We start from the raw sequence: 21,651 nt of genomic DNA on the forward strand, positions 1-21,651 counted from the left end.
TTATGGACTTTAATGAGTTATTTCAGCAGCTGGAGAAAGTACGGGTAGCCGTGGTGGGAGACGTGATGCTGGATACTTATTGGTGGGGAAAGGTAGACAGGATATCGCCGGAAGCACCGGTGCCTGTAGTGGCGCTGAATAAAAAAGAGCACCGGATAGGTGGTGCGGGAAACGTAGCGCTTAACTGCGTGGCTATGGGCTGTGAAACCACTATTTTTTCTGTAATAGGAGATGATGTAGATGGTGAACTGCTGATGGGGCTGCTGCAGGAGCGTTATATAGATACCAAATACATTATCAAAAGCGGCGACCGCATTACCACTAATAAAATACGTGTAATGAGCCGGAGCCAGCAGATGATACGGATGGATGCCGAGGTTACCGATGATATTTTAACCGAGGACGAGCAGGCGTTGCTGTATAACTTTACCAGCTATGTTAAACGTTACCAGCCATCGGTAGTAATTTTTGAAGATTACAACAAAGGAGTGCTTACAGAAGGTTTGATTACCGCTATGATTGCTACCTGTAAAGAGCACGGTGTGGTTACCACAGTTGACCCCAAGCGTAAAAACTTTTTTGCCTATAAAGGGGTGGATATGTTTAAGCCCAACCTGAAAGAGGTAAAAGAGGCGCTGAACCTGTTACCCGAAACGGTGAATGAAACCTCGCTCCGGAATATTCATGCGGAGCTGCACCAGGTACTGCAGCATAAAATATCGCTGATTACCTTATCGGAAAAAGGGGTGTTTTTTCAGAAAGGCAGTTCATCCCGCATTATACCTACACACATAAGAAATATTGCCGATGTAAGTGGTGCCGGAGACACCGTAATTGCGGTAGCTTCAGTGGTGTATGCCACTACCAAAGATGTGCGGCTGGCGGCAGAAATGTCTAATATAGCCGGTGGGCTGGTATGTGAAGAAGTGGGTACGGCAGCGATAGGCCGCATTCGTTTATTACAGGAATGTAAGAAACTGCTGGTGGAGAGCCGTTAGAAAATTTCTAAGCACCCGCCACTTCTGCGGGGGCTTAATTGATATTATTTAACCAATCATCTTCTTTTTTGCTGAATATTCAAGTGGTGACACTGAATATTCAAAACTGTTCTTACCGGAATGCGTTAATTTCGGCGCGTTTAAAACCCCAACTTGAATTGAACGTATGAACAGGTATACTATAGTTATACATGGCGGAGCCGGAACTATTTTGAAAGAAGACATGACCCCTGAACTGGAAGAAGCCTACGAGAATGGTTTGGAAGAAGCGCTTACCGCCGGATATGGTGTACTGGAGCGTGGCGGCAGTGCGGTTAATGCCATTAAAGCGGCATTGGTACTGCTGGAAGACAATGTACTTTTCAATGCCGGCCGCGGATCGGTTTTTACCAAAAAAGGTGTGCAGGAAATGGATGCTGCTATTATGGATGGCAGCACACTGGCAGCAGGTGCAGTAGCTTCTATACGTAACGTACGTAACCCCATAGAACTGGCTACCGAAGTAATGCGTAACAGTAACCACGTTTTTCTGAGTGGCAAAGGCGCTAACGATTTTGCTATTAAGCAGGGCATAAAGCTGGAGCCGGATGAGTATTTCTTCTCTCAGTTCCGTTACGATCAGTGGAAAGCGATCCGCGATTCGGACAGCTACTCACTGGACCATACCCACCAACGACTGGAAGAGCTGATGAAAGATAAAAAGTTTGGTACCGTTGGTGCGGTGGCACTGGATGCGCAGGGCAATATTGCTGCTGCAACATCAACCGGAGGTATGACCAATAAAAAATACGGACGTATAGGTGACAGCCCTGTTATTGGTGCCGGCACTTATGCGAATAATAAAACCTGTGGCATTAGCTGTACCGGCCACGGGGAAATGTTTATAAGAAGTGTGGCTGCGTACGATGTAAGCTGCCTGATGGAATACAAGGGCCTTAGTTTACAGGAAGCCATGGAAGTAGTGGTAAACGACAAGCTGGTAAAAATGGGCGGTGAAGGTGGAATGATTGGGGTGGATAGTGCCGGTAATGCAGCTATGGTGCTGAATAGCGCCGGTATGTATCGCGGTTTAAAGAGCAGCGACGGCCAGCATGTAACGGCTATTTATAAATAATTTTCTGCCAGTTAAACTTATTGGCATGGAATTGGTCAATATAAATACATGAGCAGGCAATGCGTTAAAACATTGTTTTGTTACAAAATAAAAGCGTTTCCAACCGGGGGGTACGGAAACGCTTTTTTGTTTTATCCCTTTTCTTATCCCTGGTACCAGGGGTATTTTTACTCTTCGGTATAAGTGGCTTCCTGTTTTATCTCTTTCCAGATAAGTTCCAGATTTTCCCGTGGCGGATAGTTGGCAGCAGCCGGTAGTTGCCGGATGATTTTCTGAGCGGCTTTTAAACGCTCTTCTGTAAGCGGGTGTGTACTGAGGAAGCTGATAGGCTGTATCTTTTCTTCTGCTTTTAAATCTTCCATCAGCTTTACCATTCCAATTGGGTTTACATGGTTTTGGCATAACAGCTCAATACCTTGTTCATCTGCCTCTTCTTCCAGCGAGCGGGAGTAAGATAGCTGGTTTAAATACGCAGCTCCGTTAAGCAACTCAGATGCTCTGCCAAATATCATGGATATAGCAAAGGATACAGACATATCCTTTAATATAGAACGCAGGCTGTGCCTGTTGTTTACGTGTGTGGCCTCGTGGCTCAGCAGCGCCGCCAGTTCTTCGGGGCTGTGCAGGTGCTTAAGAATACCGGTGGTAACTATAATGGTACCGCCGGGTAACGCAAAAGCATTTACCTGCTTATCTTCTGTTACTACTATATGTAATTTGTATTTTCTGCTCAGCCGCAACTGATCTGCAAATTGTTGTACATACTGCGTTTGGGTAGTATCTATTTCCTCTGCTGCCATTAAGCTGGTGTATATACCATTACCCAGTTTTTTTTCTACCTCTACAGATATTACCCGCATACCAATGGCAGGTATAACCCAGGAGAACAGTACAAACACAAACAAGGCTGCACCTGCAATAATGCTTAGTATAAAAGGCAGTCTGCTGCGCGATGTTTTGGTGGTGGTATGGTACCGGCCAATTTCTTTTTCAATCAGTTTGGCTACGGTTTCCTCTGCTGGTATGGTAAGGAATATACTGGAATCCGGGGTAAGGTATACCCATACTTTTCCGCCGCTGTTTTGTACAGTACAGGTTTGGGTAGGAACAGACGATATTAATGTATCGTTGCTGTAGATATGGATTTGTTTATTGAATAAAAGAACCCGCACCTGTTCGGGGCGGGCACTTGTACCATCAAATAGTTCTGCCATTGATGTAGTTTATTTCAGTAAGCTTTTAATTTCATTCAGCTTCATCAGTGCTTCCACCGGCGTAAGGCGGTTGATATCTATATTATCCAGCCGCTTTCTTATTTCATCAAACGTTTCGCTGTGCGTATCAAATATAGACAACTGCATTTTTTGCTGTGTGCTCAGCTTTTCAATATTATCCTGCAGTTTGGCTACTTTAGGGCTGCTGCCATCCACGGGTTCATCATCCACATGCTTTTCTTCCAGCTGCTGCATAATATCTGTAGCCCGCGCAATAAGCGATGGGGGCATGCCCGCCATTTTTGCCACGTGAATACCAAAGCTGTGTGTGCTGCCACCGGGTGCCAGCTTACGCAGGAAGATGATTTTATTGGCAACCTCCTTATTGGTAACGTGGAAGTTTTTAATACGCGGCAGTTTGTTTTCCAGATCGTTCAGCTCGTGATAGTGTGTGGCAAACAACGTTTTAGGGGCACTGGGTGAGTTGTGCAGGTGTTCTACTATACTCCACGCAATGGAAATACCATCGTAGGTAGAAGTGCCGCGGCCAATCTCATCCAGTAATATTAAACTACGGTCAGAGATGTTGTTAATAATACTGGCCGTTTCATTCATCTCTACCATGAAGGTACTTTCGCCACCACTGAGGTTATCGCTGGCGCCTACACGGGTAAATATTTTATCAGTTACCGGAATATGCGCAGCATCTGCTGCTACAAAGCTACCCATATGAGCCATCAGCGTGTTTAAAGCTGTCTGCCGCAGAATAGCACTTTTACCACTCATGTTGGGGCCGGTAAGAATAATTACCTGCTGACCTGCCGGGTCCAGTGTAATATCATTAGAGATATACGATTCGCCTGCCGGCAGGTTGCGTTCAATAACGGGGTGGCGACAGGCTTTGAGCGATAAGTCGTACCCATCGTGCAATACCGGCTTTTTATAGTTGTAATGCAACGCATTTTCAGCAAAGCAGGTAAGGCAATCTAATATGGCCAGAATGCCACCGTTGAGTTGTATAGGTGCAATGAATTGCTGCAGATCGTTTAGCAGTTCATCGTACAGTCTTGTTTCAATGGCAGATATTTTATCTTCCGCACCGGTAATCTTCTCTTCGTATTCTTTCAGTTCCGGCGTAATATATCGCTCTGCATTGGCCAGGGTTTGTTTTCTGATCCATTCCGGCGGCACTTTGGATTTGTGCGAATTGGTTACTTCCAGATAATAGCCGAATACGTTGTTGAAGCTGATTTTGAGAGAGGAGATACCTGTTTTATCTGCTTCGCGCTGCTGAATGTTTACCAGATATTCTTTACCACCGCTGGCTATGCTACGCAGTTCATCCAGCTCAGCATTAATGCCCTCTTTAATAATGCTGCCTTTGTTTACTGCTACCGGTGGGTTTTCGGTAATAGTATTGGTAATTCTGTCTGCTATAGGCAGGCAGGCATTGAGTAAGCCGGATAAATGTGCCAGATAGGCATTACCGCTGTGGGCAGTCAGCTGCTTTATCTGATCGGTATAATACAGGCCTTTGGCCAGGTGCTGCATTTCGCGGGGATTAATCCGTTTAACGGGCACCTTGCTTACCAACCGCTCCACATCGCCACACTGTTTAATCAGATGCTGCATTTGTTTGCGGGCATCGGTTTCTTTTATAAAAAGTTCTACCAGATCCAGCCTTTCGTTAATACGTGCGGCATCCCGCAGGGGCAGTAACAACCAGCGCTTCATTAAGCGGGCACCCATAGGGCTTACCGTGTTATCCAGCACTTTCAGCAGGCTGTTGGTTTGCTCGCCGGAGTTGCTTAACAGTTCCAGGTTACGTATGGTAAACCGGTCCATCCACAAATAATCATCACGCTCCAGCCTTTGTATGGTGGTAATGTGTTGCAGGTTGGGATGTTCCGTGTCTTTCAGATAATGTAAAACCGCACCGGCGGCTACTATGCCCACCGGCATTTTTTCTACGCCAAAGCCTTTAAGACTGTGCGTTTGAAAATGTTTCAGCAGACTTTCGGTAGCAAAAGCTTCATCAAAAATCCAGCTTTCGAGTGTATACGTGTAAAACCGGCTGCCGTACGATTCTTTGAATTGCTTTTGATAACTGCGCTGGAATATTACCTCCGCAGGTTTCAGACTCTGTAATAACCGGTCAATATATTCCTGATTGCCCTCTGCCACAAAAAACTCACCGGTGGAGATGTCCAGAAAGGCAATGCCTGATTGATCTTCATTAAAATGTACGCCTGCCAGGAAGTTGTTGCTGTTATGTTCCAGCAATTTATCGTTCATAGCCACGCCGGGGGTTACCATTTCGGTTACGCCCCGTTTAACAATGCCCTTGGCCTGTTTGGGATCTTCCAGCTGGTCGCATACTGCTACGCGGTGGCCGGCTTTTACCAGTTTATGCAGGTAGGTATCCAGCGAGTGGTGCGGAAAACCTGCCAACTCTGATGCGCCGGAGGCAGCGCCGTTGTTTCTTTTAGTAAGTGTAATACCCAGTACCTGGGCTGTTACAATGGCGTCTTCTCCAAATGTTTCATAGAAATCGCCCACCCTGAAAAGTAGAATAGCATCGGGGTATTTTTGTTTGATAGCCCGGTGTTGTTGCATTAAAGGTGTGTCTTGTGCCGCTTTAGCCATAGTGGGCAAATATAAAGAAGGCTGCAAATGTGCCCGACAGGGCAGGGGGGAATGTGGACAAAATGAGTGTAAGGGGGGAAAAGCATACCTTTGCGCCATGCGGAAACTTAGCATGGATGAACTGGGACGTAAGACTGTGGAGGAATTTAAGCAGGCTTCGAAAAATCCGGTGGTAGCTGTGCTGGACAACATACGCAGCATGCACAATGTAGGCAGTGTGTTTAGAACAGCAGATGCTTTTTTGGTAGAAGGGGTGGTGTTATGCGGTTATACCCCGCAACCTCCGCACCGCGATATTCATAAAACCGCGCTGGGTGCCACAGAAACAGTAGATTGGATTTATACTGCCACCACGCTGGAAGCCGTACAACAGCTGAAAGCACAGGGCTACCGCATACTGGGTATTGAGCAAACGGTAGGCAGCCTATCGCTGGAAACATATACACCTGTACCGGGGGAGAAAATTGCGGTGGTGTTTGGCAATGAAGTGGAAGGGGTTGACCAGGAAGTGCTGAAGCAGTGCGATGGCTGCCTGGAAATACCACAACTGGGCATGAAACACTCGCTGAATATATCTGTAGCAGCAGGTATTGTACTCTGGAAACTAAGCGAACAAAGAATAATTGATTTAAAAAGAGGATAGAACAGTATATATGGGAACTGTAAAGAATTACCTGAGCCTGGTGAAGTTTTCGCACACCATTTTTGCGTTGCCTTTTGCTATGATTGGTTTTTTTCTGGGGTTGAGAACCTGGCTGGATATTAACGCAGCGGTGGATGCAGGCCGGTTTGTAACATTTACCCGTGAGTTTCTGGATAAATATCAGATACCCTTATCGTACCGGGCAGTAGGTATGCGTTTTTTGCTGGTGCTGGTGTGTATGGTTACCGCCCGTAGTGCGGCAATGGCTTTTAACCGCTATCTGGACAGAAGCTTTGACGGCAAAAACCCACGTACGGCTATCCGCGAAATTCCCAAAGGCATTATTTCGGCCAACAGTGCGCTGCGCTTTGTAATTCTGAACTGTGTGTTGTTTGTGGCTGCGGCTTTTTTTATTAACCGCATTTGCTTTTACCTGTCGCCCGTTGCTTTATTTGTAATCTTGTTTTATAGTTATACCAAACGTTTTACCCCGCTTTGTCACTTAGTGCTGGGGCTGGGTTTATCACTGGCACCCATTGGCGCCTTTCTTGCCATGATGGGCAATTTTGATTTACTACCCATTCTGTTTTCTCTGGCAGTCATTTTCTGGGTAAGCGGCTTTGATGTTATCTACGCCTTGCAGGATGTAGAGTTTGATCAGAGTCAACATCTGTTTTCTATTCCTTCCGTACTGGGTAAAGCAAGGGCTTTGCGTGTATCTGAACTGCTGCACATACTCAGCGCCGGTTGTGTTATAGCGGCAGGTATTTACGGTCATTTTCATTTTATATACTGGATTGGTATTGCCGTATTTGTGGGGATGCTGATTTACCAGCATTCTATAGTTAAACCGAACGACCTGAGTAAGGTGAACATTGCCTTTATGACGGCTAACGGTATAGCCAGTGTGGTGTTTGGTGTACTGGTAATTGCCGATATTTTGATTTTTTAAAGCAACAGATGGCCCGTATTATTTGTATAGATTATGGCGGTAAACGCACGGGGCTGGCAGTAACAGACCCGATGCAGATTATTGCCACCAGCCTTACCACGGTAGACACCAAAGAACTGTTTCCTTTTCTGAAAAACTATTTTCAGCAGGAGCAGGTGGAACTGATACTGGTGGGAGAGCCTAAAAACTGGGATGAGAGCGATACGCATGCCACCCCATTGGTGAATGCCTTTGTAAAACGGCTGGCTAAAGAGTTTCCTGCCATGCCGGTGAAGATGGTGGATGAGCGATATACCTCTAAAATGGCATCGCAGGCCATGGTAGAGATGGGGATGAAGAAGAAAGACCGGCAGAAAAAAGGAAATGTAGACCAGATTGCTGCTGCCATTATGCTGCAGGAGTATATGAGAAGTTTGGGATAGTATTTACAATAACAGAAACCTGAAATTTGTTTAAGTTAGTATATGATTTTACCAATTGTTGCTTACGGAGCGCCCGTTTTAAGAAAAGTAGCTCAGGATATAACCGCTGACTACCCGGATTTGCAGAAGCTGATTGCCGATATGTGGGAAACCATGTATGCGAGCAATGGCGTAGGGTTGGCCGCTCCGCAGATTAACCGTGACATTCGTTTGTTTGTAGTAGATAGTGCGCAGATTTTTGAAAACCAGGAAGACGATGAAAAAGGCCAATATGCTGATGAGCCTGGTATTAAAAAGGTGTTTATTAATGCACATATTACTGCACTGGAAGGTAAGGAATGGCCTTATAACGAAGGATGCCTGAGTATTCCTAAAATACGGGAAGATGTAATGCGCCCTGAAAAAGTAACGCTTACCTACCTGGATGAACAGCTGAAGCCGCATACAGAAACTTTTACCGGTATTACTGCCCGTGTTATTCAGCATGAATACGACCATATTGAGGGCAAGCTGTTTATAGACTACCTGAAACCGCTGAGGAAAAAGCTGCTGCAAGGCAAGCTGAACGACATTAGCAAGGGCAAAGTGCGGGTGGACTATAAAATGACCTTTTCTAAATAATGCGGGTTAGCTGCATTATAATAATATTACTGATTGTATCCTGGTGCGCCAAAGCCCAGGATACAACTGTTTATATAGATAAGCATGCCTTTACGCTGCAGGAAGTAGTGGTACGTAATAACATGGACTACAAAGGCTTGCTGGAACGTATAAAAAACGATACTACTTTTTACAAAGCCTTCCGCAACCTGCGGATTATAGAGTTTGCTGCATTGAATGATATTGTAATGCTGGATAAAAATGACAAGGTGAAAGCCAGTTATTTCAGTAAAACAAAACAACACCGTGCAGACGGTTGCCGCACCACGGAAGTACAGGAACTGCAAACCACCGGCGACTTTCTGGATAATGATAGCAACTTCAATTACCTCACCGGCCAGATGTATGGCAGTCTTTTCTTAACCAAAGGCCGGATATGCGGGGAGAATAACATTGTAAAAGGCGGCTCCATTACTACCGAAGGCAAATCGGGCATGGAGAAACATAAGGAGCAGCTGAAAATGCTGTTCTTCAACCCCGGTAAAAAAATACCTGGTATTCCTTTCATTGGCAATAAGCTGGATTTATACGATAACCGGGCGCATAAACTGTACGATTACCGGCTGGATTATTCAGAATACAAAGGCCGCTATGCCTATGTGTTTTCTATTAAGCCCAAAGAAAACCTGGGAATGTTTAGAGAAGATGATATTGTGGTAGATAACATGACCACCTGGTTTGATGCTACCACTATGGAGGTGATGGCCAGAAACTACTCGCTCAGTTACAAAGCCGGTGTGTATGACTTTGATGTAAACATGGAGGTGGAAATGTCTAAAATAGGCGATTTGCTGGTGCCCTCTGTTTTACGCTACAAAGGCAACTTTGGAGTGATATTAAAAAAGCGGGAACGAGCCCGCTTTACTGCAACCTTATTTGATTTTAAAAGTTAATCTACTCTTCTTCGCGGCTTATCTGGCCTGCTTTTGCCTTTACGTAGGTTCTCCATTTTTCCATCACCTGCTGTATATCATCAGGCACCGGAGCTTCAAAAAACATTTCCTCTCTGGTTACCGGGTGTATAAAGCCCAGGGTTTTGGCGTGCAGGGCACAGCGTGGGCAAATATCAAAACAGTTATCTACAAACTGCTTGTACTTGGTGTACACCGTTCCTTTTAAAATTCTGTCGCCACCATATTCCCAGTCGTTAAACAGGGTATGGCCAATATGTTTCATGTGAACACGTATCTGGTGCGTACGGCCTGTTTCCAGTACACATTCCACCAGTGTGGTATAATGAAAGCGCTCTAATACTTTATAGTGGGTAATGGCATGTTTACCGGTTTCGCCATCGGGGTAAGCAGCAAACATTTTACGGAAACGTTCGTGGCGGCCAATATGCGCCTCTATCGTTCCTTCGTCTTCCACCACATCGCCCCAAACCAGCGCCACATACCTGCGTGATACAGTGTGATTGAAAAACTGCTTCGCCAGGTGGGCAGCAGCTTCGGAGGTTTTGGCTATTACCAGTAAGCCAGTGGTGTTTTTATCAATGCGGTGTACCAGACCATAGCGGGGCAGGTCATCCTCCAGCAGATCGGGCTTTTGTTGTAATAAATGATAAGCAATACCATTTAATAAGGTGCCGGTGTAGTTGCCCACGCCGGGGTGTACCACCATGTTCGGCGGCTTGTTCACCACAATCAGGGCATCATCTTCATAAACAATGTTCAGCGGAATATTCTCGGGCTTAACCTCGGTAGTATCGGGGTTAACCAGGCTCATCAGCACAATTTCATCCCCTGGCCTAACCTTGTAGTTATTCTTTTCCTGCTTGCCGTTTACGGTTAAAAAACCTGCTTCAATGGCATTCTGTATTTTGTTGCGGCTGGCGCCTTCCAGGCGAATGTGTACCCATTTGTCAATACGCATGGGTTCCTGCCCTTTATCAACGTTATACACTTTTCGCTCATACACCTCATCGGGAGTATCTTCCTGGGGTATGTCTAACTCTTCTGCCATGCCGCAAAAATAGGGGAAGTACGTACTTTTGCAGTATGAAAGCCGTTTTTTTTGAAGACCTGGGCATGCGCTCTTATAAGGAAGTATGGGATTATCAGGAAGGATTATTAAAGGAAGGTGTTAGCCGGAAATCTGCCGAACGGAACGAGCCTGTAGAAAACAAACTGCTGTTTACGGAGCATCCGCTGGTATACACACTGGGCAAAAGCGGCAAACCGGAGCATGTTTTACTGCCTAAAGAGGGGCTGGAAGAGAAAGGAATTGAGTTTTTCCACGCTAACAGGGGAGGAGATATAACTTTTCACGGTCCCGGTCAGCTGGTAGGCTACCCTATTTTAGATCTGGAGCAGTTTAAAACGGATCTGGGCTGGTACCTGCGTAGCCTGGAGGAAGTATTTATACTCACCATGGCGGAATATGGCCTGAAAGGAGAGAGAAGTGCGGGAGAAACCGGTGTATGGATAGATGCAGAAATAAAAGGCCGCGAGCGTAAAATATGTGCCATGGGCATCCGGTGCAGCCGTTGGGTAACCATGCACGGCTTTGCTTTTAACGTAAATACCAACCTGGACTACTTTAGTTATATAGTGCCTTGCGGTATTCAGGATAAGCAGGTGACCTCGCTGGAAAAAGAGCTGGGCCACCCGGTATCAATGGAAGAATTTAAAGCAGCGGTAAAGCGCAACTTTGAAAAAGTGTTTGAGGTTAAAATTCTTTAGGGATATAAAATTTATTGTGCTCTTTCAGCTTTCCATCTTCAAAAAGGTCGAAACTAAACCAGCCCGCATGTATAAAGTCTGATTTATCCAGGGTTAACTGTGGTTCTTTCACCTTATTAATGGTGTGGAGTACTTTACCGTCGGTATCAAAAATAACTACTTTATAATGCTTCTGCGGCGCATCGGGCAGGTGCATAATTACATAGCCTTCCCGGTTGGTAAACAGGTATATGCTGGGGCGCCAGGCCGGAGGTTGGGGAATGAAAGGCTTAATAATAATTTCATCTTCCCCTATGGCAAAAAGGCTGTCTTTGGTTTTGTAAATGATAGAGTCGCGGAAGCGTTTGTATTGATAAAACGGGATGCGGGTAAGCACCGTATCGTTCTTTTTAATCGTTACCAGGTTATTGGCGGAGGAATCCAGCAGGTTGGTATTGGCAAATCCTTCCCCTATTCTTTTAGCAGGCGAAAAAAAATAAGCGCCCCCTTGCAGCACGTAAAAAATCCGATAGTACATTTTAGGAGCCGGTGCTTTGGCATCTACAATACCGTTCTGTGGCAACTCTGGTGAAGGAGTGGAGAAAATGGTTCTGAAATTACGGCCACTATCGAACGAGCGTTGTACGTTCAGCTGTATACAAGCTTCAAACGGATTTACCCAACTGATACTAACTCTGTTCTGTCCTAAATCTCTAAGGGTAAAATTGGGTAAAGTGTCCTGTGCGTGCGCTGCTGCTGCTAAGGTCATCATCCAGATCAGTAAGGCATAAGTTTTTTTCAACATCCGTTTCCTGCTATTTGCACGCAAAGATAGGCTTGCGCGAGTTATGAAAATGGTAAGGTACCCGCCGGTAGCGACAGATTGCCCTGTAAGCCGCCGCTGTGGATAAAGAGAACGTTGCTACCCTGCGGGATAGTATGTGTTTTTATCAAATGTTCTGTTGCAAAAAAGGCTTTACCGGTATATACAATATCCAGCGGAAGCTGGTATTGCTGCCAGCATTGCTGTATATAACTGATTAACGTTGCCGGATGTTTGCCGTATCCGCCAAAATGGTAATCGTGCAAAATGGTAAACCGGTTATCGGGCGTATCCAGCAAAGCCTGTACCTGTTGTTGTAAGGCGGTATTATTTTTCATAGCACTGATACCTATAATCTGTTGGTGGGGAGGAGCGGCTTTGCATAAGCCTGCCAGCATAGTGCCAGTACCTACTGCTGCTATGATATGTGTATAATTTTCTATATCAGGCACCAGATCCGGAATAGTGGCTGCACCCTGGGCACCTGGCAGTCCATATCCACCTTCATTTACCCAGTAATAATCCGGATTGCTTTCCTGTATAGCTACTTTGTTTTTATAAGCCTCCCGGCTTACAAAGTGCAGCTCCATACCATACGCCTTTGCCTGTAACAGCGTATGAGAAAGCGTTTGGGCTGCTTCGCCTCTGATAAAACCTGCACAGGGAATTTGTCGTAAATAGCATGCAAAAGCAGTAGCAACAATATGATTAGAGTAGGCTCCGCCGAAAGTGGCTATTTTTCTGGCACTATATTGGGTGGCCTGCTGCAGATAATATTGTAATTTAAACCATTTGTTACCACTTATAACCGGATGCAACTTATCCAGCCGCAATACATGAAGCCCGCAACTACTGCTTTTGAGCCAGCTGGCCGTAATCGTTTGCGTATTTACCTGGCTAAAGTGCAGGTTATCTGCTGTAATGCTGTTAAATTTAATATTGGACACGTAGATCGTTTCAATTAGTTTCGCAAAGTTTAAAAAATATCTTATGCAACCCACACTCGTTATACTGGCAGCTGGAATGGCCAGTCGTTACGGCAGCATGAAACAAACTGAATCCTTTGGACCCGGTGGTGAAACCATTATGGATTATTCCATTTATGATGCTATTCGTGCAGGCTTTAAGAAAGTCGTATTTATTATAAGAGAAGATTTTGCCGAAAACTTCAAGGCCATATTTGAGCCGAAGTTAAAAGGTAAAATTGAAACAGCGTATGTGTTTCAGAGTCTGACTGCTTTTGTGGGCGACCGTAAGGTGCCTGCTGAAAGAGCAAAACCCTGGGGTACCGGCCAGGCTGTGTTATGTTTAAAAGGCACCGTAAATGAGCCTTTTGCTGTAATTAATGCTGATGACTTTTACGGAGCAGATGCTTTTGTAAAGGCATATGACTTTTTACAGAACAAGTGTAATGCTAAAGAATATGCGGTAGTGGCTTACCACCTGGTAAACACCCTGAGCGAAAACGGAAGCGTAAGCCGTGGTGTATTAAGTACCGGCAGCAACAATGAAATGCAGGGTGTAACCGAGCATACCAAAGTATTCAGAGAAGGCGATAAAATTGTATTTGAAGAAGGTGACCGTAAAGGCGAACTGAGTTCTAATACACAGGTGAGCATGAACTTCTTCTGCTTCGACGCTAATTTTATTGATTTGTGTGAAAGCCTGTTTGGCCAGTTCCTGGATGCAAACCTGGACAGCCCCAAAGCAGAGTTTCTGATGCCTTACGTAGCTGATCGCTTTATTAAAGATGGTCATGGTGTAATTGACGTAATTACCACCGACGCTAAATGGTTTGGTGTTACTTACAAAGAAGATGCTCCGGTTGTAAAAGCCAGCATTGACGCCCAGGTAAAATCCGGAGCTTATCCTCCAAGCCTGTGGTCTTAATATAACACACAGTAATCGAACTAATAAAAGAGCCCCGCTGATAATCAACGGGGCTCTTTCAATATTATAAGGTGCCGGTTTTAGTTGTACACGTTAACCAGGAACACGCAATCTTCTATTTCTGCAATCTGCTGCCTGCGCTCAACCCCTTTCAGGTTAGAGCCGGCGGGCAGTTTTATACGTTTGGTAGCCGTATCTGCTTTTTTCATTTCATCCACCAGTTGGTAAATACCTTTTGATTTAATAGCGAATACCACACCTTCGGCCTGCGTTTGGCGGGTGCTTAACACGCCAATGATTTCGCCGTTTTTGTTAAATACCGGTCCGCCGGAGTTACCTGGGTTAGCAGGCAGCGATATCTGATAGCTGCTGGAATCGCCCTCAAAGCCGGTTCTGGAACTGAGGTAGCCCATATTGTACACAATATCGTTGCGTGGGTAGCCCAGCGTAAATATTTCTTCGCCTAACTCAGAGCTGTTTTTACGTATACCGTAGGGTAACTGAGCGGCCGTGGTAAAATCGGAGTCGTTGATTTTTAAAATAGCCAGGTCCTGTGCAGCATTGGCATAAATAACGCTGGCGCTGTATTCTTTGCCTTTATTTACCACCAGAATGCCTTTGGCATCTTTAATAACGTGGGCATTGGTAAGCAGGTAGCCCTTGCTGTCCAGCAGAAAGGCAGAACCACCTCCTTTTAACGTGGTACCTTTTGGTATTTTGTTTTCAACCTCGTTTAGTTTAACGCCCTGGTATTGCTGGTTGCGTTTAATCTGTTCAATTTCACGACCCAGTTGCTGAATGCGGGTATTGTTGGCGTTGGGGGAGAGGGCAGCTACCATCCAGCTGATTACCAATGCAGTAATACCTGCAATGGAGGCGGCTATACCAGTAACTCTCCGGTATTTTTGCCATAGCTGAACAATTTTTGCCTTGCCGTTGCTGCGGCCGTTTTCTGAAATATCGCCTTTATCTACCAGGCGGCTATGCGCATCGTGCAGGGCCTGTTTTAGGTTACGGTGGTCGGAATAAGCATCCATCTGGTGCAGAAACAGTTTATGTTCCACCACCATCTGATCTACCTCAGGGGTATTTTTACGTAATTGTTCAAATGCAGTTTTCTCCGCTTCGCTCATGGTACCGTTCAGATACCTTTCAGTTGCCTCTATTAACTGAATATCTTCCATTAATTAGTCTCCTATATTATATTGAGCAAAAAATAACTTCTTCAAACGCATCAGGCACTTGTATTTCTGATTTTTGGCGTTGTCGGCGTTGGTATACCCAAACGAAGCGGCTATTTCATTCATATCCTGTTTTTTAAGGTAATACGCCTCCAGAATACTTTTACAGGGTTCTCCCAGGCTGTTTAAAGCCCTTTCCATAATAGAAAACTCTGCATTCCGCCGTTCATGAATATCCATATCCTCTTCTACCGGTACCAGATCGTCCACTGCCTCAGATTGCAAAACATATCTGCCAGCCTGTTGTAACCGTTTCAACCACAGTCTTCTGCAAACAGAGTAGATATAGGTTTTGATCTGACACGTGAGCACAAACGATTCGCTCTTTGCTTTTTCGTAAAGGGTAATCATAGCCTCCTGAAAAACATCCCTTGCATCATCGTACGTACCATTATTATTCAATATAAAAGCCTGTATCATACCAAAGTTGTCCTTATATATGGTATCAATGGCTTTTGTATCATTGTTAGCCAGTCCTTTCAGTAAAGCTTGTTCGTTGCTCTCCGCTTTCACGTTGTACTATAGTTTTTAATACCCGAAGGGGGTAAAAGTAACCCAAAATAAAACCTGAAATTTTTTTCAGAAAAAATGGAAAAAGGCAGGTTACCTTTTTTAAATACGGGTATAAACATGAAATTATTAAAACATCCTACGATGAAAAAAGTATTATTCGTTTTAGCTCTGGGAGCTTTCGCAGCTTGTGGTAACGGTTCTAACACTGAAGCAACTGCTGATTCTACTAAAACTGATTCTCTGGTAACTCCAGCTCCAGTTGTTGCTCCTACTGCTGATTCAACTGTTAAAGCTGATTCTGCTGCTGTAGTTGCTCCAGTTGCTGATTCTGCTGCTAAGCACTAATTAATTATATAACTACCCGCTTTTATAAAAGCCGGCTTGCAGGCTAATGGGTAGTTAGAAAGTTTTTCATATGGCAAGCAATCGTTAGAGGCCGTCCTTAGTCTTAGGGAGGGCTTTCTTTTTTTATAAATCTAAAAAAAGTGCATCTTCGCGGGGTTACCTTTTTCAAAAAAGGGTATAAACATCAAATTCCTTCAAACACAAAAAAAATTGACGATGAAAAAACTGTTATTCGTTCTGGCTCTGGGCGCTTTCGCAGCCTGTGGTAGTGGTGATACTAAAGAAGCTACTGCTGATTCAACTGCAAATGCTATTGATTCTTCTGCAAACGTTGCTAAAGATTCAGTTAAAGCAACTGCTGACAGCACTGTTAAAACTATCGACTCTTCAGCTAACGCTGCTAAAGATTCAGTAAAGCACTAATTTTAGCGTCTTTGCTACAGAGCCACCCGCATGCGAGGTGGCTTTTTTGTTTCCCTGCATGTTCCTTTTGGTGAAATAAAATCGTTAATAAACGAACAATTGTTTATTGACTACAAAAGAAATTTGGATGGAATTACTTTATGCTTACTTTTGAGGAGTAATGATAACAAAAGGCACATACAACTTTTTCTTTTTCTTTTTTTACTACTTTACCCAAAGTAGACCGGGTTGTATTGTCTAAATGAAAATTAAAAACAATCAGCATACACTCCCGGTCTAAAAGCCGGGAGTTTTTTGTTTTATGGCACAAAGAATCTCCATCCAGGGTTACGAAGGCAGCTTTCATCAGGTAGCTGCAGAACAGTTTTTTGGTAAAGACGTACAGGTTATACCTTGTGCCACCTTTAGAGAGGTAGTAAAAATTGCTGCTAATAAAAAAGACAGCGAAGGCGGTATTATGGCTATAGAAAATTCTATTGCCGGCAGCATTCTACCTAACTATAACCTGCTGCAGAAAAGTAATTTGCGGGTAACCGGAGAGGTATACCTGCAAATACGCCAGAACCTGCTGGTAAACCCTGGTGTTAAACTGGAAGATATACGTGAAGTGCATTCACACCCCATGGCCATATTACAATGCATAGCTTTTCTGGAAAAATATAACTGGAAGCTGGTGGAAACAGAAGACACCGCTTTAAGTGCCAAACATATTTCACAGCACAAAAACAAACATGCAGCAGGCATTGCCAGCCGGCGCGCTGCAGAGCTGTTTAACCTGGAAATGCTGGCCCCCAACATTCATACACTTAAGAACAACTATACCCGTTTTCTGGTGCTACAGCGCAAAGAAGAAGCGCAGCCGGTGGCAGATGCCAACAAAGCATCTGTAAATTTTGAAACGGATCATTCCCGGGGAAGCCTGGCGCGCGTGTTAACGGCTATTGCTGCGGGTGGCATTAACCTGAGCAAACTACAGAGCTTTCCTATACCGGGTAGTGACTGGAAGTACAGCTTTCATGCAGATATGGAGTTTGATACGCTGGAGCAATTTGAAAGCGTAATTGATGCTATTAAACCACTGGCAGAAGAGGTAAATGTGTATGGCGTTTACCGCAAAGGTGAAACCGTGTAAAACTTATATAATACCAATCATTATACAATTCTTTTTATGATAGCAACTGCAAAAAGGCTCGATGGAATAGGTGAGTATTATTTCTCTACCAAATTGAGAGAGATTGATGAGTTGAATAAACAGGGAAAGAATATTATTAATCTGGGTATTGGCAGTCCTGATTTACCGCCACATCCTGATGTAATAAAGGTATTGCAGGAAGAAAGTGCTAAAAACAATGTACACGGTTATCAGAACTACAAAGGTTCGCCGGTATTGCGTAAGGCTTTTGCGGACTGGTATCAGCAGTGGTATGGGGTAACATTGAATGCGGATACGGAAATTCTGCCGCTGATAGGCAGCAAGGAAGGGATTATGCATATATGCATGACCTACTTTGAAGAAGGGGTAGCGGTATTGGTACCCAACCCCGGATACCCCACGTATTCCAGTGCGGTAAAGCTTTCCGGAGCAACGCCTGTATATTATGATTTGCAGGACAGCAATAACTGGATGCCTGATTTTGAAAAGCTGGAGCAGTTGATTCAGCAGTATGCACAGGCACCTTATAAAGGTGTACGTGGCATATTTGTAAATTATCCGCATATGCCAACGGGCCAGCAGGCTACGCCAGCGCTGTGGAAGCAACTGATTGACTTTGCCGCGAAGCACGATATTCTGATTATTCACGATAACCCATATAGCTTTATACTGAACGATTCTCCTGCCAGTATACTAAGGATAGAAGGAGCAAAGGACCGGGTAATAGAATTAAATTCACTCAGCAAATCGCACAACATGGCGGGCTGGCGTTTAGGCGTGTTATGCAGTTCTAAGCAACGTATTGAAGAGGTATTGCGTTTTAAAACCAATATGGATAGCGGTATGTTTTTACCTATGCAGCTGGCAGCAGCCAAAGCGCTTTCACTGGGTAAAGATTGGTTTGATGAGGTGAATAAAACATATGCCGAAAGAAGAGAGAAGGTGTATGAACTGCTGGATTTGTTGAAGTGCAGCTACTCCAAAGAGCAGGTAGGTATGTTTATATGGGCGGCTATACCGGCAGGTGAAAAAGATGGATATGCGGTGAGTGATAAGGTGCTGTATACTAACAACGTGTTTATAACACCGGGTGGCATTTTTGGCAGTAATGGCGATAAATATATACGCATCAGCCTTTGCGGTTCGGTAGATCGGTTTGACGAAGCTATCCGCAGAATGAAGCAATAAGAGGAGCAAAAGCACCTGTTTTACGGGTATCAGGTTCCTGTAGCATAAAATTTAACGATTAATTTATTGGATGGCTTTTATATTTTTTTAAGGTTGAATTGTTCATTTCTGATATGTGAAATATGGTAGTTACAGTAATAGGCATAGGGTTAATTGGGGGGTCTATGGCGCTTGCGCTGCAGGAAAAAGGGATGGCTACCCGTGTAATAGGGGTTGATGCCAGCACGGAACATGCAGAAAAAGCATTGGAACTGGGATTGGTAAATGAAGTGACGACATTGGAAAAAGCAGTGCCGCAATCAGACCTGATTATACTCGCAGTTCCTGTAGGCGCCTGCCTGAAGTTACTGCCGCAGGTGCTGCTGCTGATTACCGGAAAGCAGGTGATTATGGACGTGGGATCTACCAAACAGGGCATAGCAGAAGTGATTGCAGATTCTCCTTTACGGGGTCGTGTAGTGCCTACCCACCCTATGTGGGGTACGGAGTTCAGCGGCCCGGAAGCCGCAGTACACGGGGCTTTTGCCAATAAAGCTACGGTTATATGCGACAAAGAGCAGTGCGATGCAGATGCGCTTACACTGGTTGAAAAAGTATACAACGCGCTGGGAATGCATATTGTGTACATGAACGCGGCCGACCACGATGTGCATGTGGCATACATAAGCCATATTTCGCATATCACCTCCTTTGCGCTGGCCAACACGGTACTGGAAAAGGAGCGGGAAGAGGATGCCATTTTTGAACTGGCGAGCGGTGGTTTTGAGAGTACAGTGCGCCTGGCAAAGAGTAATCCTGATATGTGGGTGCCTATTTTTCGGCAGAACCGGGAAAATGTGTTAGATGTGTTAAATGAGCATATTGCCCAACTGCGAAAATTTAAGGCTTGTTTAGAAAAAGAGAACTACGAATACCTGCAGGAATTAATAGAAAACGCCAATAAGATAAGGAAAGTGCTGAATAGAGGCTGAATAGGTTACCTTTGCGGCAAATATTGAATTTCATGATAACATTCGCAGATTTGGGATTGGACGAGAGACTGGTAAAGGCTACCAGTGATTTGGGTTTCGTCAATCCCACGGCAATACAGGAAAAGGCTATTCCTGTATTATTAGGGGGCACAAAGGATTTTATTGGTCTGGCACAGACTGGTACGGGCAAAACTGCAGCATTTGGTTTACCGCTGTTAAACGTGGTTGATTCACAGGCAAGACATCCGCAGGCGTTGGTGGTTTGTCCAACCCGCGAGTTGTGTTTGCAAATCGTAAAAGAAATAGAGCTCTTTAAAAAACATATGACTGGCATTTCTGTAACGGCTGTATATGGAGGTACTTCCATTGGCCTGCAGATTCGCGACTTAAAAAGAGGCGTTCAGATTGTAGTGGCTACACCGGGCAGGTTAATTGACCTGATTGAGCGTAAGGCTATCAACCTGGAACAAATCAAATACGTAGTACTGGATGAGGCGGATGAAATGTTGAACATGGGTTTCCAGGACGACATTGAATTTATTCTGAAGAATACACCTCAACGCGAAAGCACCTGGTTGTTCAGTGCTACCATGCCACCTGAAATAAGAAAGGTGAGCAAGCGTTATATGAACGAGCCGGTAGAGGTAATGGTAGGCAAGGTGAACACTGCCAATAAAAGCATCGATCACCAGTATTTTGTGGTAGCCGCGCAACACCGTTATGAGGCGCTTAAAAGACTGATCGACTTTAACCCTGGCATTTATGGTATCATCTTTACCAGAACCAAGGCCGACGCGCAGGAAATAACAGAGCGTTTAACACGGGAAGGTTACGACATTGATGCGTTACACGGTGATTTAACACAGGGACAGCGTGATAAGGTGATGGGCCAGTTTCGTGATAAAACCCTGCAGTTGCTGATTGCAACAGACGTTGCTGCAAGAGGTATTGACGTACAGGGCATTACACACGTTATTAACTTTGAACTGCCTGATGACGTGGAAGTGTACACACACAGAAGCGGCCGTACCGGCAGAGCGGGTAACACAGGGGTTTGTATGAGCATTGTACACAGCAGAGAGTTATTCAAGCTGCGTCAGATTGAGAAAATTGTACAGGCGCCTTTCCATAAACTGGAAATACCATCTGGTAAAGATGTATGCCGCAAACAGTTCTTTTCTTTTATGGACAGATTACTGCAGGCTGATATTACCCATGGCGATTACGAAACGTATGTACCCATGCTGGAAGAGAAGTTTGCTGATGTAACTAAAGAAGAAGTACTGAAACGTGTAGCTGCTATGGAATTTGACAGATTCCTGAAGTACTACGAAAATTCTGCAGACCTGAATGTACGTTCTGACGACCGCAAGGTACGTGGCAGAGATGCACAGGGTGGTGCCGGTCAGGATCGCAGACGCGACAGCCGTGATGGACGCGAAGGCGGCAGACGCGAGTATAACAATGCCGGTGGTGGCGATTATGCACGCCTGTTTGTTAACCTGGGTACGAAAGACGGATTTTACAAGGCGAGCTTTTTACAGTTTATACTGGATATGAGCGACCTGAAAAAAGACGTACTGGGCAGAATTGATATGAAGGAAATGAACAGCTGGGTAGAGATAGACAAGCGTTCGGCCGGTGCAATGATTAAAGCCATTGACGGTAAAAATTATAAAGGAAGAAGAATCAGAATGAACGACGCTAATAGTCGTTAATGGAGCGATTAAGTTGAATGGTTGACTTGTGGTCAGGGTCTGCCGGGTTCAATTATTATTGCGATATTAAACCTGTT

General features: G+C 44.7%; 22 protein-coding genes. 15 read left to right on the forward strand and 7 right to left on the reverse strand.

From position 1 onward, the window contains the following. The first annotated feature begins 2 nt into the window (after positions 1-2). Both IEY13_RS29000 and IEY13_RS29005 read left to right on the forward strand, forming a co-directional pair. On the forward strand, positions 3-998 hold the full coding sequence (locus IEY13_RS29000; protein WP_188959172.1) for a bifunctional heptose 7-phosphate kinase/heptose 1-phosphate adenyltransferase: 996 nt from the start codon (positions 3-5) through the stop codon (positions 996-998). A 166-nt stretch (positions 999-1,164) separates the two neighbouring features. After that, positions 1,165-2,112, forward strand: a complete 948-nt coding sequence (locus IEY13_RS29005) for an isoaspartyl peptidase/L-asparaginase family protein (protein ID WP_188959174.1) — start codon at positions 1,165-1,167, stop codon at positions 2,110-2,112. Positions 2,113-2,279: 167 nt separating this feature from the next. Here the strand turns inward: IEY13_RS29005 and IEY13_RS29010 are convergent, their stop codons facing one another. After that, positions 2,280-3,326, reverse strand: a complete 1,047-nt coding sequence (locus IEY13_RS29010; RefSeq protein WP_188959176.1) for a M48 family metallopeptidase — start codon at positions 3,324-3,326, stop codon at positions 2,280-2,282. A 9-nt stretch (positions 3,327-3,335) separates the two neighbouring features. Continuing rightward, positions 3,336-5,972: a DNA mismatch repair protein MutS gene (gene mutS / locus IEY13_RS29015; RefSeq protein WP_188959178.1), complete on the reverse strand. Its 2,637-nt coding sequence runs from the start codon at positions 5,970-5,972 to the stop codon at positions 3,336-3,338. A gap of 97 nt (positions 5,973-6,069) precedes the next feature. Between mutS and IEY13_RS29020 the strand changes: the two genes are divergently transcribed. The 5 genes from IEY13_RS29020 to IEY13_RS29040 are packed head-to-tail and all read left to right on the forward strand — an operon-like array spanning position 6,070 to position 9,542. Next, the gene (locus IEY13_RS29020; protein WP_229688064.1) at positions 6,070-6,615 is read left to right on the forward strand and encodes an RNA methyltransferase; all 546 of its coding nucleotides are present in this window, start codon (positions 6,070-6,072) and stop codon (positions 6,613-6,615) included. A gap of 10 nt (positions 6,616-6,625) precedes the next feature. Beyond that, positions 6,626-7,567 carry a UbiA-like polyprenyltransferase gene (locus tag IEY13_RS29025; RefSeq protein ID WP_188959180.1) on the forward strand — a complete coding sequence of 314 codons (942 nt, stop codon included), beginning with the start codon at positions 6,626-6,628 and terminating at the stop codon, positions 7,565-7,567. A gap of 8 nt (positions 7,568-7,575) precedes the next feature. Continuing rightward, positions 7,576-7,989: a Holliday junction resolvase RuvX gene (gene ruvX / locus IEY13_RS29030; protein ID WP_188959182.1), complete on the forward strand. Its 414-nt coding sequence runs from the start codon at positions 7,576-7,578 to the stop codon at positions 7,987-7,989. A gap of 42 nt (positions 7,990-8,031) precedes the next feature. Beyond that, positions 8,032-8,610, forward strand: a complete 579-nt coding sequence (gene def, locus IEY13_RS29035) for a peptide deformylase (protein ID WP_188959184.1) — start codon at positions 8,032-8,034, stop codon at positions 8,608-8,610. Next, positions 8,610-9,542 carry a hypothetical protein gene (locus IEY13_RS29040; protein ID WP_188959186.1) on the forward strand — a complete coding sequence of 311 codons (933 nt, stop codon included), beginning with the start codon at positions 8,610-8,612 and terminating at the stop codon, positions 9,540-9,542. Before def ends, IEY13_RS29040 begins: the two co-directional genes overlap by 1 nt. Position 9,543: 1 nt before the next feature. Here the strand turns inward: IEY13_RS29040 and IEY13_RS29045 are convergent, their stop codons facing one another. Beyond that, positions 9,544-10,611, reverse strand: a complete 1,068-nt coding sequence (locus IEY13_RS29045) for an RluA family pseudouridine synthase (protein ID WP_188959188.1) — start codon at positions 10,609-10,611, stop codon at positions 9,544-9,546. Between the two features lie 35 nt (positions 10,612-10,646). On the opposite strand from IEY13_RS29045, the gene lipB reads away from it, so the two are divergent. Then, on the forward strand, positions 10,647-11,330 hold the full coding sequence (gene lipB / locus IEY13_RS29050; protein ID WP_188959190.1) for a lipoyl(octanoyl) transferase LipB: 684 nt from the start codon (positions 10,647-10,649) through the stop codon (positions 11,328-11,330). Here the strand turns inward: lipB and IEY13_RS29055 are convergent. Then, the gene (locus tag IEY13_RS29055; protein ID WP_188959192.1) at positions 11,317-12,114 is read right to left on the reverse strand and encodes a hypothetical protein; all 798 of its coding nucleotides are present in this window, start codon (positions 12,112-12,114) and stop codon (positions 11,317-11,319) included. The genes lipB and IEY13_RS29055 overlap by 14 nt on opposite strands. Positions 12,115-12,155: 41 nt before the next feature. After that, positions 12,156-13,079: a 1-aminocyclopropane-1-carboxylate deaminase/D-cysteine desulfhydrase gene (locus IEY13_RS29060; protein WP_188959194.1), complete on the reverse strand. Its 924-nt coding sequence runs from the start codon at positions 13,077-13,079 to the stop codon at positions 12,156-12,158. A 43-nt stretch (positions 13,080-13,122) separates the two neighbouring features. Between IEY13_RS29060 and IEY13_RS29065 the strand changes: the two genes are divergently transcribed. Beyond that, the gene (locus IEY13_RS29065) at positions 13,123-14,022 is read left to right on the forward strand and encodes a nucleotidyltransferase family protein (RefSeq protein WP_188959196.1); all 900 of its coding nucleotides are present in this window, start codon (positions 13,123-13,125) and stop codon (positions 14,020-14,022) included. Between the two features lie 80 nt (positions 14,023-14,102). On the opposite strand, the gene IEY13_RS29070 is transcribed toward IEY13_RS29065, so the two are convergent. Both IEY13_RS29070 and IEY13_RS29075 read right to left on the reverse strand, forming a co-directional pair. After that, entirely contained in the window at positions 14,103-15,206 is a 1,104-nt protein-coding gene (locus tag IEY13_RS29070; RefSeq protein ID WP_188959198.1) for a S1C family serine protease, read from the reverse strand. Positions 15,207-15,209: 3 nt separating this feature from the next. After that, positions 15,210-15,776, reverse strand: coding sequence for an RNA polymerase sigma factor (locus IEY13_RS29075; protein WP_188959200.1), 567 nt, complete (start codon positions 15,774-15,776; stop codon positions 15,210-15,212). 117 nt (positions 15,777-15,893) lie between these two features. Between IEY13_RS29075 and IEY13_RS29080 the strand changes: the two genes are divergently transcribed. The 6 genes from IEY13_RS29080 to IEY13_RS29105 all read left to right on the forward strand — a co-directional run bounded on the left by IEY13_RS29080 (position 15,894) and on the right by IEY13_RS29105 (position 21,574). Continuing rightward, positions 15,894-16,121, forward strand: coding sequence for a hypothetical protein (locus tag IEY13_RS29080; protein ID WP_229688065.1), 228 nt, complete (start codon positions 15,894-15,896; stop codon positions 16,119-16,121). A gap of 216 nt (positions 16,122-16,337) precedes the next feature. After that, positions 16,338-16,544: a hypothetical protein gene (locus IEY13_RS29085; RefSeq protein WP_188959202.1), complete on the forward strand. Its 207-nt coding sequence runs from the start codon at positions 16,338-16,340 to the stop codon at positions 16,542-16,544. Positions 16,545-16,845: 301 nt separating this feature from the next. Beyond that, positions 16,846-17,676 carry a prephenate dehydratase gene (locus tag IEY13_RS29090; RefSeq protein ID WP_188959204.1) on the forward strand — a complete coding sequence of 277 codons (831 nt, stop codon included), beginning with the start codon at positions 16,846-16,848 and terminating at the stop codon, positions 17,674-17,676. Positions 17,677-17,712: 36 nt separating this feature from the next. After that, positions 17,713-18,885, forward strand: coding sequence for a pyridoxal phosphate-dependent aminotransferase (locus IEY13_RS29095; RefSeq protein ID WP_188959208.1), 1,173 nt, complete (start codon positions 17,713-17,715; stop codon positions 18,883-18,885). 122 nt (positions 18,886-19,007) lie between these two features. Continuing rightward, on the forward strand, positions 19,008-19,856 hold the full coding sequence (locus tag IEY13_RS29100; RefSeq protein ID WP_188959210.1) for a prephenate dehydrogenase: 849 nt from the start codon (positions 19,008-19,010) through the stop codon (positions 19,854-19,856). Positions 19,857-19,888: 32 nt separating this feature from the next. Then, complete coding sequence (locus IEY13_RS29105; RefSeq protein ID WP_188959212.1) at positions 19,889-21,574, forward strand: DEAD/DEAH box helicase; 1,686 nt, start codon at positions 19,889-19,891, stop codon at positions 21,572-21,574. Positions 21,575-21,651 lie beyond the last annotated feature (77 nt).

This window comes from Filimonas zeae (genome assembly GCF_014641615.1).
In the GTDB taxonomy this organism is placed as follows: Bacteria; Bacteroidota; Bacteroidia; order Chitinophagales; family Chitinophagaceae; genus Filimonas; species Filimonas zeae.